The following is a 14,822-nucleotide window of genomic DNA, read 5'->3' on the forward strand; positions in this document are numbered from 1 at the left end:
CTACAAAACTTCAGTTTTCGCACCTCTGAATGTAGCGATCTGGCCCCTTTCCCGCAAGCGCAAAGCGATTCGCGGGCCAGGGAAATTTTGCCTTCGTGAATGACATCATGGATTACACACCGATTTCGCCGTTTATGCGGCCGATCTCGCACGCCCATCTGCGCGTGGTCGAGCGTCCTGAGGCGTCTGTTCCCGGCAAGCCCGTCAACAAGTGGGAGCTCCTCCGTGAGCTGTCCAAGGCACAGGCCGCCTTCGGGGTTTCCGAGCGCGATCTGACCGTTCTTCAGGGACTTCTCAGCTTTTTTCCGGACGATGCGCTTGGCGGGAACACCGAAATGGTCGTCTTCCCATCCAACAAGGCGATCTGCGAGCGGCTGAACGGCATGCCTTGCTCGACGATGCGCCGTCACCTCGCCCGGTTGGTAGAGGCACGCTTGCTCATGCGGCGCGATAGCCCCAATGGGAAGCGGTATGTGCGCAAGCGTGGCGAAGATCGGGTGGCCTTCGGCTTTGATCTCTCCCCGCTCTATTGCCGGGCCGAGGAAATTGCACGGGCTGCAGAGGCTGTGCGTGAGGCCGAGGACCGTGTGCGGCGACTGAGGGAGGTAGTGAGCCTTATGCGTCGCGACTTGGCCGCTCTGGCGGAGTTCGGCGAGGAGATCCAGCCCGGGCTTGGCCTATGGGACCAGCTCCGCGACAAGGCAGCCCTCACCGCCCGCGCTCTTCGCCGCAAACTCTCGCTTGAGGATCTGTCGGCATTTCGGACTGAACTGGAGACCCTTCTTGACCAGGCGCGTAATGTGATTGACGGTCCTGAAACAGAAGAAATGAACACCAATGATGCCCAATGTGAGCGTCACCATCATAATTCAAATAAAGAATCTATAGATCTTGAACCTGCCTTAGAAAAAGGCGGGGCGGCGGGACGCGCGCCTGATGATGATACGGGTGAGCCCGTGGCTGACCTTGAAGAGTCTGACACGAGGCGGGTGCCGAAAATCCCACTCCACCTGGTAATCGCCGGCTGTCCCTCGCTCAAGACTTTCTATCAGGGCGACATTCGACACTGGCACCAACTTTTCGACGCGGCTTGTCATGTAAGGCCGGCCATGGGGATCAGTGTTTCCGCGTGGGAAGAAGCGCAACGCTGCATGGGACCAGAGCAAGCCTCGATCGTCGTCGTGGCCATGCTGGAACGATTCTCTGACATCAGATCACCGGGTGGATACTTGCGGGCGCTGACGTCCAAGGCCGCGGCGGGCGAATTCTCTTGCGGTCCGATGGTCATGGCTTTGATCGGTCGGCGAAGTGCGGCTTAACAGCTGTTAAGTTTCAACGCCGCGGTGCTCAGTTGGCATGACTTAACAGCTGTTAAGTCGCCTCTTGGCAACCATACGATCATCGAGAGGGAAAGGAGTGTTGGTTTGAGGGTGACGGGAAATGAGATCGGGAGAGTGGCTTCCGGCGCCCGTCGTGGAGAAGATCTGATGACGAAAGCTGTCCGGAAAATCACCCTGTCCCCTTCGCGGGATATCCCTTTTGACAAGCTGGTCCTGAGCCAGTCCAACGTGCGGCGCATCAAGGCTGGCGTGTCTGTCGAGGAACTGGCCGAAGACATCGCCCGCCGCGGTCTGTTGCAGAGCCTGAGCGTGCGGCCCGTCTTGGCTGACGACGGCACCGAGACCGGCAAGTTCGAGATCCCGGTCGGTGGCCGTCGGTTCCAAGCATTGTCCCTGCTGGTGAAGCAGAAGTGTTTGGCAAAGACCCCGCCCATTCCTTGCATCGTGCGCGATGCTGCGTCCGACATCCTGGCCGAGGATGATTCCCTTGCAGAAAGCATGCATCGCGTCGCCCTGCACCCGCTCGACCAATTCCGCGCGTTTGTGGCGCTGAGGGACAAGGGCCAGAGCGATGCAGAGATTGCCGCCGCCTTCTTCGTGACGCCGCAGATCGTGAAGCAGCGCTTGAAACTCGCTTCCGTCGCCCCTGCCCTGCTTGAGGTCTATGCCGAGGATGGCATGACGCTGGAGCAGCTCATGGCCTTCACCGTGAACCCCGATCATGCGCGTCAGGTTCAGGTCTGGGATGTGATCCATTCATCCTGGAACAAGGAGCCATTCCAGATCCGGCGCATGCTGACCGAGACCTCGGTCCGGGCGTCTGACCGGCGCGCGGTCTTTGTGGGTGCTGAGGCCTACGAAGCGGCGGGCGGCACGATGTTGCATGACCTCTTTCAGGGCGATGACGGTGGCTGGCTCGAGGACCCTGCCCTGCTCGATCGGCTGGTGACGGAAAAACTCCAGGCCAAGGCTGAGACGGTTGCCGTTGAGGGCTGGAAGTGGATCGAGGTCGCGCTTGACCTGCCCTACGGCTACAGCCACGGCCTGCGGTCCCTGTCAGGTGATCCGGCACCGATGACGGATGACGAAGGCGCGGCCCATGCCAAGCTGCTCGCCGAATACCGGGCGCTGGAAGAGGAATACGCGGGTCAGGATGAAATCCCCGACGGGATCGACACGCGGCTTGGCGTGTTGGAAACGGAGATGGAAAAGATCGAGACCCGGCCGTTGATCTTCGACGCGGAGGAGATCGGGCGGGCAGGGGCGTTCGTCACGCTCGACCGCTACGGCGCGCTGGCCGTCTATCGCGGCTATGTGCGTCCAGAGGATGAGCCGGTTGACGTGACAGCGGTCCAGGATGGTGCTGATCCTGCGGTGGCGGGGCAGGGGGATGATCGTGATCTCACCGATGGCTATGACAGTGCCGCTCATGCCGGAACCGTCATCATGTCGGGAGGCCAGCCGATTGGCGGCGATCTGCCGGAGGATGAGGATGACGGAGCGCTGAAGCCACTGCCCGAGCGGCTCGTAATCGAGTTGACGGCACACCGGACGCTGGCGCTGCGTGAAGCGATCGGGCGCTCGCCCGACGTGGCGTTGATTCTGCTGCTGCTGAAGATTGTGACGGACACCTTCCGCACTTCCTCTGCTTCGGGAAGCTGTCTCGAAGCCTCAGTGCGTCACATCTACATGCCGGCGCAGGCGAGCGATCTGAAGGACAGCGTGGTGGCAAAGCTGGTCGACGAGCGTCATGCGCCGGAACGATCTCGTGGCGCTTGACGATGAGGACCATGCCGAAGGGCAGGGGGCGGATGCCGAAGCGGCTGACAGCGTCAGTGAAGCTGACCTTCCTGCATTTCTGACGGATGACCTGCCTGCTGAAGGCGCGTCGATGCTGGCCTCGGAATAACGTGATCCAGCGGGGGGCGGAGATTCCGCCCCCAATCACCCTATAGTGTAATAATATCAATGGGATGAGCGCGATTACTCGCATTCAGAATGAAGAATCATGTCTACAACAACCATCATCGACACCGCACCCCTCGGGGCGCTGCGACGTGAGACTTCAAGGCCAATGCTCCCGATCTTTCACATGGGCATTTGGAGCATCCGTTGGCAATCTGACGGATGCCTGAAATCCAGAAGTTTCACCGGGACGTGGTGACTGGAGCAAGAGAGAGGTTTCGATCCGTTCTGCGATGGCTGAGACGATAGCGAGGCCAAGCCCGCTACCATCAGTTTTTGCATCTGCCCTCTCGAAGCGCCCTGTCAGGCGTTCGAGTGTTTGGGTTGCTACCGCGGGGCCCTCGTTCGCCACGATCAACTGCCCGTCGCTCGTGAGTGTAACCTCGACTGGGGCATTCTGCGCCCCGTGGCGTAGGGCGTTTTCCACCAGATTCCGGCACAGAATTCCCAATGCGTCGGGGTCGATATCAGACAAGACAGGCGTGTCCGGCAAGTTCAACATAAGGCGCCCGTTCTCTGTGCTGCGCGCAATATCTTCCACCACGACCCGAGTGATGGTTCTGACATCAGCGCTCTGGTCCATCCGAAGTCTACCGCCTTCCGCCCGCGCAAGCTGCAGGAGACGTTCGGACAGCCGAGCGAGACGCTTGAGCGTCGCCTCGATCTCGGCGGCGCGCGCGTCGATGGTCGGATCTTTGGTCTCTGACCGCAGTCGCTGCGCCTGGGCGATAGCGCCCGCCAATGGTGTCCTTAGTTCATGAGCCGCATTGGCTGCAAAACTTCGCTCAGCCTCGAACGCGTCGCGCAACCGAGCCAAAAGGCTGTTCAAGGTTGCAGCCAGCGGTCCGATTTCTGTCGGCAGGTCGGCCGCGGGTACTTCTGACAGGTCGCGCACGCCGCGCGCTTCAAGCCGCGTACGGAACCGATGGAGAGGGGCGAGGCTAAAGCGCACAGCGAGAATAATCGACGCGAGCGCCAACGGCAGCACAACCAGCAGCGGCAGGCCGAGGCTCATCTGGATTTCCCGAGCAACCGAAGCGCGATGCGCCAACGGTTCGGCCACGGTGATGCTGATCGTCCCCTGGAGCGCCGCGTCGCTGTAGAGGCGATGTGTGGCGTTCTGCCCAAATCCCGGACCGCCGTATGGAGGAAACACGGCAGGGTCCGCCGCATGGGATTGCAGCAAAATGCGTCCCTCGGCATCGCGTACGATGTAGGTGAAGAACTCGTCATGCTCCCGGATCGGCGCGAGGCGCTGCGTCACACCCTGATCTTCTTGCCCGACGATGTCGGTCACGGCCAGCGGCAGGATGCGCTCGGCGGTTTCGCGTAGGGCGCTGTCGAAGACCTCATCCATCTCGCCCCGAACGATCACCGCGGTAACCGTGGCGGCGGCGAGCCAGAGGATCGTCAGCACAAGGCCGAGTGACAAGCCGAGCCGTACCTGAAGGCTGGATGGCCACATCATGGCTTGCCCAGCCGGTAACCCATGCCGCGCTCGGTCTCGATGATGGCGCTCCCCAGTTTCTTGCGCAGGCGGCTCACGTGCACCTCGATGGTGTTGCTCTCGACTTCGGCGTCGAAAGCGTAGAGCTTCTCCTCCAACTGCGCCTTGGACAGGAGCTGCCCGGGACGCGCCAGGAAGGCCTCGAAGAGCGCCCATTCCCGCGCCGTCAGCGGCACATGTCTGCCATCCCGATGGACGCTGCGCGCGGCAAGGTCGATGTCGAGCGGTCCGTGGGTCAGGATCGGGTTGGGGTTGCCGCTGTAGCGCCGCGCGACCGATCCGATCCGTGCCGACAGTTCCGACAGGTCGAAGGGCTTCACAAGATAGTCGTCAGCGCCCGCATTGAGGCCTTCGATCCTATCGGACACCTGGTCGAGCGCCGTCAGGATGATGACCGGCGTCACGTCTCCACGCGTCCTGAGGCCCTTGAGGAACCCGATACCACGTCCGTCTGGCAGCATGAGGTCGAGCAGGAGCAGGTCTTAAGAGGTTGCGCTCATCGCGTCTGCCGCCGCGTCTAGCCGCGTGACCCAGTCTACTGACTGGCCATCAGCTGCGATCTGGTCGCGCACGGCAGCGCCAAGAGTCGTGTCGTCCTCGATCAGCAATATGCGCATGGTCGTACCCGTCCTTTCCTGATGTCCCTCCATGATCCGTCTGGCTGACACGAAGCTGAAGCTTGTGGGTCGAGCCCCTTCAGGCTGCCGTCAGCTTCGCGGCGCATGAATGGCATCAAGAGGCGAGCCACTAGGAGTGTGCCCCATGAAGAAGACATTGACAATTATCGGCTTTCTCGCGGTCTTTACGGCCGGCGCGGCGCTGGCTGACGACGATTGCTTCGTGCCGATGGCCGACTGGCAGCCGCGCGATGCTGTTGCCATGCTGGCCGAGGAAAATGGTTGGACGGTGCGCCGGATCAAGATCGATGACGGCTGCTACGAGATCGACGGGAGGGATGCCGAGGGGCGTGCGATCGAGGTGACTGTCCACCCGGCCACGCTGGAGGTAATCGAGTTCGAATACGAGGACGACGAGGATGATCGCCGCGAGCGGGATCACGAGAGACGCGACGATGACTGATGCAGCGCGTCGCGACGGTATTGTCCCGGTGCCGAGCCTGCCGCCACTCTCCCGGCTTTCCCTAAACTCTCCTCTAGCCCTGACGGGCCCGGTGCTGGTTGCGTTGCCATGCCTGCTGGCGGCTTTGCTCGGTTTCAACACCTATGCGACTTATGGTGCGGATGCCGCGCTCGGCATCGCCGTCGGGGCCGCGGCAGTTGTCGCGATGGCACAGACCCTGATCCTCGCCGCACGGCCGCCGCTGGTGGAGCCGTTGTTCGGCGGTCTCGATCGCATGTACCGGGTCCACAAGTGGCTTGGTATTTCCGCAATGGTCCTGATGATCCTGCACCAGCAGATCGAGCCGGATTTCGAGCGTTTGGTGCGTGAAACCTCCCTTGGTGAACTTGGTGAAGAGGCGGGCGAACTTGCCTTCAACGCGCTTCTTGCCCTGGTTGCTGTCAGCTGGTTCCGGAGATTGCCCTTCACCCCACTGGAAATCCCCTATCAAATCTGGCGGTTCAGCCATCGTTTCATGGGGGCCCTTTTTGCAATCGTGGTCTTTCACCAGTTCTTCGTCGACCTGCCGACAGAGGTAGATCCATCGCTCTCGGTGCTTCTGAACACATTCGGCATCGCCGGAGTGATCGCGTGGATATTCACCGAGCTGGTCGCCCCGTACCTGCGGCGTAGAGAATTCACCGTCACAGAGATCAGCCAGACCAAGGACACCACCACGCTAACCCTCCGCCCCGAGGGGCGGGCCATGCGGTGGCGGCCGGGGCAATTCGCCTTCTTCCGCGCGCCAGAGGCAGGACTGTCCGAGCCGCACCCTTTCACGATTGCCAGCGCCCCGCGCCCTGACGGCACCCTGACGTTCTGCATCAGGGGGTTGGGTGGCTGGACACGAAGCCTGCCCGCCATCTTGCGGACCGGAACGCGCGTGCAGGTCGAAGGGCCATATGGACGGTTCAATTTCCGCAAGGGCGGTGCGCGCCAAATATGGCTTGCCGGCGGCATCGGTATCACGCCGTTCCTCGCCTGGGCGGAAAGCCTGACAGAGGCGGAGCGTCGCGACATTCACCTCATCTACTGCGTTCCGACACAAGAGGAGGCGATTGGCGTAGAGACGTTGCGCGCTGCGGCTGCCCGCAACCCGAGGTTCAGTTTCGAGGTGGTCGTTACGACGCGCGATGGCAGGCTCACGGCCGAGCGCCTGATTGGCGCGGTCCCTTTCGCGATCCGGCAAGCCGATCTGTGGTTCTGCGGCCCAACCGGTCTGAAGGACGGGATTCTCAAGGGCTTGAAAGCACAAGGCCAAACGCCTCGCCGTGTCCGCTTCGAGCAGTTCGAATTCACCTGAACGCGGGGCAGGGCGCATAGCCATGCCAGCCCTGTAGCCTGCGCTCGCATCTTTTTTTGGCTCCGCCCTCATCGGCGGGGCCATTTTCCTGACGGCAAGCTGAAGCAGGAATCGCTGGGGCGTCAGGATGCCCTCAGGTCGGGGTGCCAGATTGGTCTCATCAAACGAAAGGACCCCTTGCCATGAAAAAGACCCTGACCGCCCTTGCCCTGATCGCACTTTTGCCCGCCAGCGCTGCGCTGGCCGACGACGATGATTGCAATGCGCCCCGTGACCAGTGGCAGCCGCGCGAGGCCGCCATGCAGATGGCCGAACAGAACGGTTGGACGGTGCGCGACTTCGAGATCGACGACGGCTGCTACGAACTCGAAGGCCGAGACCAGGATGGCCGCGAGATCGAGGTGAAGCTCGATCCGGCGACGCTGCAGATCGTCGAGATGGACTACGAGGATGATGACGACGACCGCGGTGGCGCCCGCAATCCCGCGCCCGCTGGAACGGTCGCCCCTCCGCAGAACGGCCTCTTCGGAAACGGCGCCCCTCCGCAGGTTCAGGTGAACTGAACAGCTCCGAAGCACCCTGAACAAGGATCATTCCCATGAAATCACTTCTCGCAACGCTCGCGCTGACCACCGCACTCACGCTTCCCGGCCTCGCTATGGCACGGCCCGTGACGCTCACAACCACCCTTAACAACTATGGTGGCGACGGCGCTTACCTCGCGCTTTACGTTACCGACGCCTCGGGCGCCTATGTCGGCAGTCTCTGGATGGCTGGTGGCAAGTCCAAGTACTACGAGCATCTGAGCGACTGGTACCGTGCCACGGGCGGCGATACCGCGCAGGTAAACGGTATCACCGGCGCCAGCGTCGGCGCGGGCCGCAGTCTCGAGATCACGCTCGATCTGGCCGACGCGCTGTTCGATACGGGCTACACGCTGCACATCGACGCGGCGGTCGAGGATATGCGCGATAGCCCGAACGAGGTGGCCGTGCCGCTGACGACGGCGGGCGCGGGCACGCCGGTGAGCGGGCGGCGCTACATCTCCAACTTCTCCTACGACATGTGAGGGGCAGGGCCATGATCCGTACACTCCATCGCTGGCCGGGTCTTCTGGCACTCGCGCTCGTCACGATCCTGAGCCTGAGCGGCGCTGCGCTCTCGGTCTTTCCGGCAGTCGAGCGCATCACCGCGCCGCAGGTGGAGACTGGCCTGACAGTCGCCACCCTCGCGGACCGCATCCAGGTCGTCTATCCGGGCGTCGAGCAGATCCGGCGGTCGCCCTCCGGTCGGATCACCGCCTATTGGTTCGATCAGGGCGCGCCTGGTGCTGCCGTGATCGACCCGGCGACGGGCGCGGGCGTTGCCTCGGCCGACCCGAACCAAGCCCTTCGCTGGCTCACCAACTTTCATCGCTCGCTCTTCCTCGGGGATGGCGGGCGCATCGCCATGGCCGCCGGGGCCGCAGCGATGCTGGTCCTCTCGCTCTCGGGTGCTGTGCTGGTCGCGCGGCGGGCGGGGGGATGGCGGCACTGGTTCGCGCCTCTGCGCGGACCGCTCGCGGGCCGGCTGCACGTCGAGATCGCCCGGATCGCCGTCATCGGCCTCGTTCTGTCCTCCACCACCGCCCTCTGGATGACAGCTTCCACCTTCGATCTTCTGCCGGACGGTGGCGTCCTGCCGGCTGATCCCACCGAAGTGAGCGGAGAGATTGGGTTCGCTCTCGATCAGATGGCCACGCTGCTGCAGACCCCCGTCGCCGAGCTGCGCGAACTGAGCTTTCCCTATCCCGGCGATGCGACGGACGTGTTCACACTGAAGACCGACCGGGGCACCGGCTATCTTGACCAGGGAACCGGCGCGCTCATGGCATGGGCCGACCTGACCGGGTGGGAGCGCGTCTCGGAAACCATTTACATGCTGCACACGGGGCAGGGGGCCGCGACGCTCGGCCTTGTGCTCGGGATGATGGCGCTCGGAGTGCCGGCGATGGGCGTGACCGGCGTCCTGATCTGGTTTGCCGGGCGGCGCGGGCGGCCGCGCATCCGCGGCAACCAGCCCGCGGGCCGTGCCGAGACGATCCTTCTTGTCGGCAGCGAGGGTGGCAGCACCTGGGGCTTCGCCGCGACCCTGCATGCCGCGCTGACGGCAGCGGGGCAGGGCGTCCATGTTGGCCCGATGTCGGGCTTCGCGCCAGAGCGCTACGCCCGAGCCGAGCGCATCATCGTGCTCGCCGCGACCTATGGCGACGGGGCTGCGCCGGCCTCGGCGAAGGGCTTCCTCGACCGGTTGAACGCCCTCGACGGAGCGCCGGATATTCCCATGGCTGTGCTTGGTTTCGGAGATCGGAGTTTTCCGGCCTATTGCGCCTTTGCCAAGGACGTTGCGGCAGCAGCGCAAGCGAAGGACTGGCCGGAGCTTCTGCCGCTTGACGCAATCGACCGCCAGTCCCCGCAGGATTTCGCGCGCTGGGGCCGCGCTCTTGGCGAGGCGCTTAGCATCTCTCTCGAGCTTTCTCACCAGCCCGTCTCGCCGCGCACCGAAACATTGACCCTCGTCTCGCGGCGCAACTACAGGGCCGAGATGCAGGCGGGGGCCGCGATCCTGCGCTTCGCCCTGCCGCGCGCGACGCTGTGGCAGCGGCTGACCGGGGCGGGTTTCGCACGGTTTCAGGCGGGCGACCTGATCGGTGTCCTGCCGCAGGGCAGCGCCGTGCCACGTCTCTACTCGCTGGCCTCGGGTCGCCGCGACGGCTTCGTGGAGATCGTTGTGCGCAAGCATCCGGGCGGGCTGGCCTCGGGCCAGCTGACCGCCTTGGAGCCGGGCGCTAGGGTCACGGCCTTCCTGCGCCGCAATCCCGGCTTTCACGCCGACCGCGGTCGCACCCCGCTGATCCTGATCGGGGCGGGCACCGGCATCGTGCCGCTGGCGGGCTTCATCCGCGGCAATGCGCGGCACAGGCCCGTGCACCTGTTTTTCGGGATGCGGCATGCGGACAGCGATTTCTTCTATGGCGAAGAGATGCCCGGCTGGCAGGCTGAGGGGCGGTTGACCCGGCTTGTCACCGCCGTCTCGCGCGGCGCGCGGCGCAGTTATGTGCAGGACGCCTTGCGCGCCGACGCGGCGCAGGTGGCCCGGCTTATCTGCGACGGGGCGCGTGTGATGGTCTGCGGCGGGCGCGACATGGCCACGGGCGTGAGCGATGCGTTGGCCGAGATCCTCGCACCTGCCGGGCTTACGCCCGCAGTCCTAAAGGCAGAGGGGCGGTATGTCGAAGATGTCTACTGAGCGCGCGCGCATCGCCCTGAACGGCCCCACCATGGGCACGCGCTGGTCGGCGCTGTTCTTCGCGGATCGGGGCCGCGACACGGATGCAATCCGTGCCGCCCTTCAGGCGGCTGTCGACGAGGTGGACAAGCAGATGTCGACGTGGAACGCGGAGAGCGCGCTCATGCGGATCAATGCGGCGCCGGTGGACGATTGGGTGGTGGTGCCGGAGCAACTGCGGGCGGTCCTGCGCCTCGGGCTCGAGATCGGGCGCGCCTCGGGCGGGGCCTTCGATATCGGCATGGGCGATGCGGTGACGGCCTGGGGTTTCGGGCCCGGGGCCGCCGCGCCCGAGGGTATCCGCGCCGTGATGGACGCCCCCCGCCGCCCGGCGCAGGAGGTGCTGGAGATCGAGGGGATGCAGTTGCGCAAGACCGCGCCCATGGCGCTGGATTTGAACGGCATCGCCAAGGGCTATGGCGTCGACCGGCTCGCCGAGACCTTGCGCGATCATGGGATTGCCGACGCCCTTGTCGGCATCGACGGTGAGATGCGTGCCATGGGCCTGCGCCCCGATGGCGAGGCATGGATCATCGCGGTAGAAGCGCCGGACCCTGATCGCCGGACGCCGCATTCGGTTCTGGCGCTGCAGGACGCCGCCGTGGCGACCTCCGGTGACTACCGCCATTGGGTCGAGGTTCAGGGGCGCCGCCTGTCGCATACCATGGATCCGAGACGTGGCGCGCCGCTGATCGCCTCGCCGGCCTCCGTCACCGTGGTGGCCCGCACCTGTGCCGAGGCCGATGCTTGGGCGACGGCGCTCATGGTGCTCGGTGCGGAGAGGGGTGCGGACCTCGCGAGACAACGTGGACTCGACGCCCTGTTTCTTCTGTGCGATGATGAAGGCAATGCAATGGGCGTGGGAGTCGGGCGTCTTTTTTCCGAAGAACCAGCGGCAATCGCCTCAGCCGGGGGAAGATGAGCCGCATGGAACAGACCCGTACCGATCGCTTCAAGACCGCACTCCTGCTGATGGCCGCAACCGGGCTGATCGTGGGACTCGCATTCTACCTTGCGGGCCAACCACAGGTTGCGAACCTGATCTGGATTGCAGGAGTTGTTCCCGCGCTGGCAGCGCTTGTGGTCGAAATCGTCCGCAGCATTGGGCGCGGCGAGGTGGGCCTCGATATCGTTGCCGCGCTGTCGATGTCGGCGGCGCTTGTCTTCGGCGAGACCTTGGCTGCGGCTGTCGTCGCAGTCATGTATTCTGGAGGCACTTTCCTCGAAGCCTTCGCTGAGGGCCGTGCACGTCGTTCGATGAAGGATCTTCTATCTCGCGTACCCCGGACCGCGACGCGGCACCGGAACGGCGGTCTTGAGGATGTGCCTCTCGAGGAGATCGCACCGGGCGATCGCCTGCTGATCCGGCAGGGCGATGTCGTTCCCGTGGACGGTTCGGTTACGTCCGACACCGCCTTCCTCGACACCGCGGCGCTGACCGGCGAATCCCTCCCAGTCCGGCTGGCGCGCGGGGCCGACGCCATGAGCGGATCGACCAACGCGGGCGAGGCCTTCGACCTGACGGCGACGCGCGAGGCCAAGGACAGCACCTATGCCGGGATCGTTCGCCTGGTCGAGGAAGCGCAGGCGTCCAAAGCGCCGATGTCCCGGCTGGCCGACCGCTGGTCGCTGGGCTTTCTGGTCGTCACCGTCAGTATCGCCTTCGCGGCCTGGTGGTTCACAGGCGATCCGATCCGCGCGGTCGCCGTGCTGGTGGTCGCCACGCCCTGTCCGCTGATCCTTGCCGTGCCGGTTGCGCTGGTCGCGGGTCTCTCGCGTGCGGCGCATTTTGGCGTTTTGATCAAGGGCGCAGGGCCGCTCGAGACAATGGCGCGCATCCGTACGCTGATCCTCGACAAGACGGGGACGCTGACAGATGGCCGTCCGCAGATCATCTCGATCGACAGCCACGATGGCATGAACGAGGACGACATCCTGCGCCTCGCGGCCGCGCTCGATCAGGCCTCCAAGCACCCTGTCGCGCAAGCGATCGTCACCGCCGCCAAGGCACAGGGCTTCACACTGCCCGTTCCGACAGAAGTGGCTGAGATCCCGGGCGAAGGGGTCTTGGGTCGTGTGGAGGACCGCGAGGTGATCGTCGGGGGCGACGGCTTCGTGGCGTCCCGGGTCGGGCGGATGGTGGGCGATCACCCCGCCAAGGGCGCCGGATCGGTCCTTGTCGCAGTGGCAGTTGACGGTCACATGGCCGGGCACCTCGTCATGTCCGACCCGCTGCGCGAGGGAGCGGGTGCCATGCTGGACGGTCTGCGCCGCCAAGGGATCTCGCGTATCCTGCTGGCCACCGGCGACCGCGCGGACGTGGCCGAGCGTGTGACGGAAGGGCTGGGCCTCGACGGGCTGCGGGCCGGTCTGACGCCGGATCAAAAGGTGTTGCTGGTGCTCTCTGAGCGTAAACACGGGCCGGTGATGATGGTGGGTGATGGTGTCAACGACGCGCCCGCCCTGGCCGCAGCCGATGTAGGCGTGGCAATGGGGGCACGGGGCGCCGCGGCCTCGGCCGAGGCCGCCGACGTGGTGCTGCTCGTCGACCGGATCGACCGGCTGGGGCCCGGCATCGAGATCGCGCGGGCTTCACGCCGGATCGCGGTCGAAAGCGTTGTCGCCGGGATCGGCCTGTCTGTCATGGGCATGATCGCGGCCGCTTTCGGCTACCTCACGCCGGTTCAGGGCGCGCTCCTGCAAGAAGTGATCGACGTTGCCGTGATCCTGAACGCCCTGCGCGCGCTGCGCATCGCGCCACAGGAGCCAGCTACGGGCAAACCCCAGGCGATCATTTCAGAGCAAGCTGACATCGTTCAAGGAGCCACGCCATGAGCCGTCTATCACATTCTGAAATCCATATGGTGCATCGCATCGGCTGGCTGCGGGCCGCCGTTCTCGGCGCCAACGATGGTCTTGTCTCGACCGCGAGCCTCGTCGTCGGCGTCGCCGCAGCCGGGTCCGGCAAGCCCGAGGTCATGATCGCCGGGCTGGCCGGGCTTATGGCTGGCGCGATGTCGATGGCGGCGGGGGAGTATGTCTCGGTCAGCTCGCAAACTGACGCCGAACAGGCGGACCTCGCCCGAGAGAGCCGTGAACTCGAGGAAACGCCCGAGGCCGAGCTCGAGGAACTAACCCGGATTTATGTTGAAAGGGGGCTGGACCGCGACCTGGCGGAAAAGGTTGCCGTGCAACTGACTGAACGTGACGCGCTCGGATCGCATGCGCGCGACGAGCTCGGCATTTCGGAAACCGTTACCGCCCGCCCTGTCCAGGCGGCTCTGGTGTCCGCACTGACCTTCGCCGTTGGGGCGGTGCTGCCCCTGATCGTCGTGCTGCTGGTCTCGGAGGCGCAGATCGCTCCCCTGGTGGCGGGATCGACGATCCTTGGCCTTGCGGTTCTTGGCGGATTGGGCGCTTCGGCCGGCGGCGCAGGCGTCGTCCGTGGGGCCACGCGGGTCACGCTATGGGGAGCGCTTGCAATGGCGGCGACAGCCGGGGTCGGTGCGCTGTTCGGGGTCGCCGTAGGCTAGGAGTTAATGGGGTGTACCCGAACCCCGCTCCGGCTGCTTGTTGCGGCAACGCTCGTCAACATCGTGCTGATCATCGAGGTGCCACAGATCGAGTCGCAGCGCGTGGGGTCATAAACCCATGTCCGCAAATGGGTCATGCTGGACGAGATCAACACCGATGTTCTGGAGCGGTCCTTTGTCTGGGAGGACCGCACGCCCATCGGCACGTTCAGTTCCGTCTTCACATCCAAAATCCAGTCCAGCCTGATCGCGCTTGCCAAGTCGGGCGGGGCATCCGTTGTCGATCGGCCGAAGTAATCTCGATCAGCGCGGGGTCTACCCAGCTTCACTTGTTCCCATCGATCCACTTCGACATCAGCTCCTTGTCGCGGAAGCATTCGTCCGGCACGGCGCGGCGCTTGATGCGGGCGAGGCGCTCGGCAAAGGCGACCTGCTTTGATGTCGGGCGGCTGTCCTGCGTGCCCGGCTTCAGCTTGGCCTGTGCGTCGATCCAGGCGCTCAAGGAGCGCCGATCTTGCTGAACCTCACACGGCAGAAGCGTCTGGTTGCGAAGGGCCAGTGCGCGCGCATAGGCGATCTGCTTTGGCGTCGCGGGCAGGGCGTAAGTGGTGCTTTCCATCGGGGATCTCCCTTCTTAGCGTGGCTTTCAACATAGAACATAACAGGAACAAAATCAAGCCACCTGCGGAAATCATGGGGTTTGAGAGGAAGAGGAGGGCCGGGGGAGG

12 protein-coding genes and 2 pseudogenes are annotated in these 14,822 nt (G+C 64.4%); 11 read left to right on the top strand and 3 right to left on the bottom strand.

Features of this window, described 5'->3' with window-relative positions; translation table 11 throughout:
* The first annotated feature begins 107 nt into the window (after nucleotides 1-107).
* Entirely contained in the window at nucleotides 108-1,319 is a 1,212-nt protein-coding gene (gene repC / locus PAF12_RS16970; protein WP_050525470.1) for a plasmid replication protein RepC, read from the top strand.
* 168 nt (nucleotides 1,320-1,487) lie between these two features.
* Nucleotides 1,488-3,249: pseudogene (locus PAF12_RS16975) on the top strand (ParB/RepB/Spo0J family partition protein).
* A 156-nt stretch (nucleotides 3,250-3,405) separates the two neighbouring features.
* On the opposite strand, the gene PAF12_RS16980 reads toward PAF12_RS16975, so the two are convergent.
* Nucleotides 3,406-4,773 (bottom strand): ATP-binding protein, encoded by a 1,368-nt coding sequence (locus tag PAF12_RS16980; RefSeq protein WP_271109818.1) that lies wholly within the window; start codon nucleotides 4,771-4,773, stop codon nucleotides 3,406-3,408.
* A pseudogene (locus tag PAF12_RS16985) lies at nucleotides 4,770-5,429 on the bottom strand (response regulator transcription factor). The gene PAF12_RS16980 and the pseudogene PAF12_RS16985 overlap by 4 nt, the downstream one beginning before the upstream one ends.
* A 145-nt stretch (nucleotides 5,430-5,574) precedes the next feature.
* Here PAF12_RS16985 and PAF12_RS16990 point away from each other — a divergent pair.
* From PAF12_RS16990 to PAF12_RS17030, 9 genes are all read left to right on the top strand, one after another.
* Nucleotides 5,575-5,892 carry a PepSY domain-containing protein gene (locus PAF12_RS16990; RefSeq protein ID WP_028288623.1) on the top strand — a complete coding sequence of 106 codons (318 nt, stop codon included), beginning with the start codon at nucleotides 5,575-5,577 and terminating at the stop codon, nucleotides 5,890-5,892.
* Between the two features lie 28 nt (nucleotides 5,893-5,920).
* Nucleotides 5,921-7,234, top strand: a complete 1,314-nt coding sequence (locus PAF12_RS16995; RefSeq protein ID WP_271109819.1) for a ferredoxin reductase family protein — start codon at nucleotides 5,921-5,923, stop codon at nucleotides 7,232-7,234.
* Nucleotides 7,235-7,416: 182 nt separating this feature from the next.
* Nucleotides 7,417-7,797, top strand: a complete 381-nt coding sequence (locus PAF12_RS17000; protein ID WP_150297408.1) for a PepSY domain-containing protein — start codon at nucleotides 7,417-7,419, stop codon at nucleotides 7,795-7,797.
* 35 nt (nucleotides 7,798-7,832) lie between these two features.
* Nucleotides 7,833-8,303, top strand: a complete 471-nt coding sequence (locus tag PAF12_RS17005; protein ID WP_043872238.1) for a DUF2271 domain-containing protein — start codon at nucleotides 7,833-7,835, stop codon at nucleotides 8,301-8,303.
* Nucleotides 8,304-8,314: 11 nt separating this feature from the next.
* Nucleotides 8,315-10,522 carry a PepSY domain-containing protein gene (locus PAF12_RS17010; protein WP_271109820.1) on the top strand — a complete coding sequence of 736 codons (2,208 nt, stop codon included), beginning with the start codon at nucleotides 8,315-8,317 and terminating at the stop codon, nucleotides 10,520-10,522.
* Nucleotides 10,503-11,483, top strand: a complete 981-nt coding sequence (locus tag PAF12_RS17015; protein ID WP_271109821.1) for an FAD:protein FMN transferase — start codon at nucleotides 10,503-10,505, stop codon at nucleotides 11,481-11,483. Before PAF12_RS17010 ends, PAF12_RS17015 begins: the two co-directional genes overlap by 20 nt.
* Before the next feature lie 5 nt (nucleotides 11,484-11,488).
* The gene (locus PAF12_RS17020; protein ID WP_271109822.1) at nucleotides 11,489-13,396 is read left to right on the top strand and encodes a heavy metal translocating P-type ATPase; all 1,908 of its coding nucleotides are present in this window, start codon (nucleotides 11,489-11,491) and stop codon (nucleotides 13,394-13,396) included.
* Nucleotides 13,393-14,094, top strand: coding sequence for a VIT family protein (locus PAF12_RS17025; RefSeq protein WP_028288616.1), 702 nt, complete (start codon nucleotides 13,393-13,395; stop codon nucleotides 14,092-14,094). The genes PAF12_RS17020 and PAF12_RS17025 overlap by 4 nt, the downstream gene beginning before the upstream one ends.
* 135 nt (nucleotides 14,095-14,229) lie before the next feature.
* On the top strand, nucleotides 14,230-14,391 hold the full coding sequence (locus PAF12_RS17030) for a hypothetical protein (protein WP_224557872.1): 162 nt from the start codon (nucleotides 14,230-14,232) through the stop codon (nucleotides 14,389-14,391).
* A gap of 28 nt (nucleotides 14,392-14,419) precedes the next feature.
* Here the strand turns inward: PAF12_RS17030 and PAF12_RS17035 are convergent, their stop codons facing one another.
* Nucleotides 14,420-14,713, bottom strand: coding sequence for a hypothetical protein (locus PAF12_RS17035; RefSeq protein WP_028288615.1), 294 nt, complete (start codon nucleotides 14,711-14,713; stop codon nucleotides 14,420-14,422).
* Nucleotides 14,714-14,822: the final 109 nt, after the last annotated feature.

Origin of the sequence: Paracoccus sp. SCSIO 75233 (genome assembly GCF_027912675.1) — a bacterium.
Taxonomy (GTDB): domain Bacteria; phylum Pseudomonadota; class Alphaproteobacteria; order Rhodobacterales; family Rhodobacteraceae; genus Paracoccus.

What these genes read in the sequence shown, in the direction of transcription:
- repC (WP_050525470.1), top strand. Translation starts at nt 108, where the DNA reads ATGGATTACACACCGATTTCGCCGTTTATGCGGCCGATCTCGCACGCC.
- PAF12_RS16980 (WP_271109818.1), bottom strand. Translation starts at nt 4,773, where the DNA reads ATGATGTGGCCATCCAGCCTTCAGGTACGGCTCGGCTTGTCACTCGGC.
- PAF12_RS16990 (WP_028288623.1), top strand. Translation starts at nt 5,575, where the DNA reads ATGAAGAAGACATTGACAATTATCGGCTTTCTCGCGGTCTTTACGGCC.
- PAF12_RS17000 (WP_150297408.1), top strand. Translation starts at nt 7,417, where the DNA reads ATGAAAAAGACCCTGACCGCCCTTGCCCTGATCGCACTTTTGCCCGCC.
- PAF12_RS17005 (WP_043872238.1), top strand. Translation starts at nt 7,833, where the DNA reads ATGAAATCACTTCTCGCAACGCTCGCGCTGACCACCGCACTCACGCTT.
- PAF12_RS17010 (WP_271109820.1), top strand. Translation starts at nt 8,315, where the DNA reads ATGATCCGTACACTCCATCGCTGGCCGGGTCTTCTGGCACTCGCGCTC.
- PAF12_RS17015 (WP_271109821.1), top strand. Translation starts at nt 10,503, where the DNA reads ATGTCGAAGATGTCTACTGAGCGCGCGCGCATCGCCCTGAACGGCCCC.
- PAF12_RS17020 (WP_271109822.1), top strand. Translation starts at nt 11,489, where the DNA reads ATGGAACAGACCCGTACCGATCGCTTCAAGACCGCACTCCTGCTGATG.
- PAF12_RS17025 (WP_028288616.1), top strand. Translation starts at nt 13,393, where the DNA reads ATGAGCCGTCTATCACATTCTGAAATCCATATGGTGCATCGCATCGGC.
- PAF12_RS17030 (WP_224557872.1), top strand. Translation starts at nt 14,230, where the DNA reads ATGCTGGACGAGATCAACACCGATGTTCTGGAGCGGTCCTTTGTCTGG.
- PAF12_RS17035 (WP_028288615.1), bottom strand. Translation starts at nt 14,713, where the DNA reads ATGGAAAGCACCACTTACGCCCTGCCCGCGACGCCAAAGCAGATCGCC.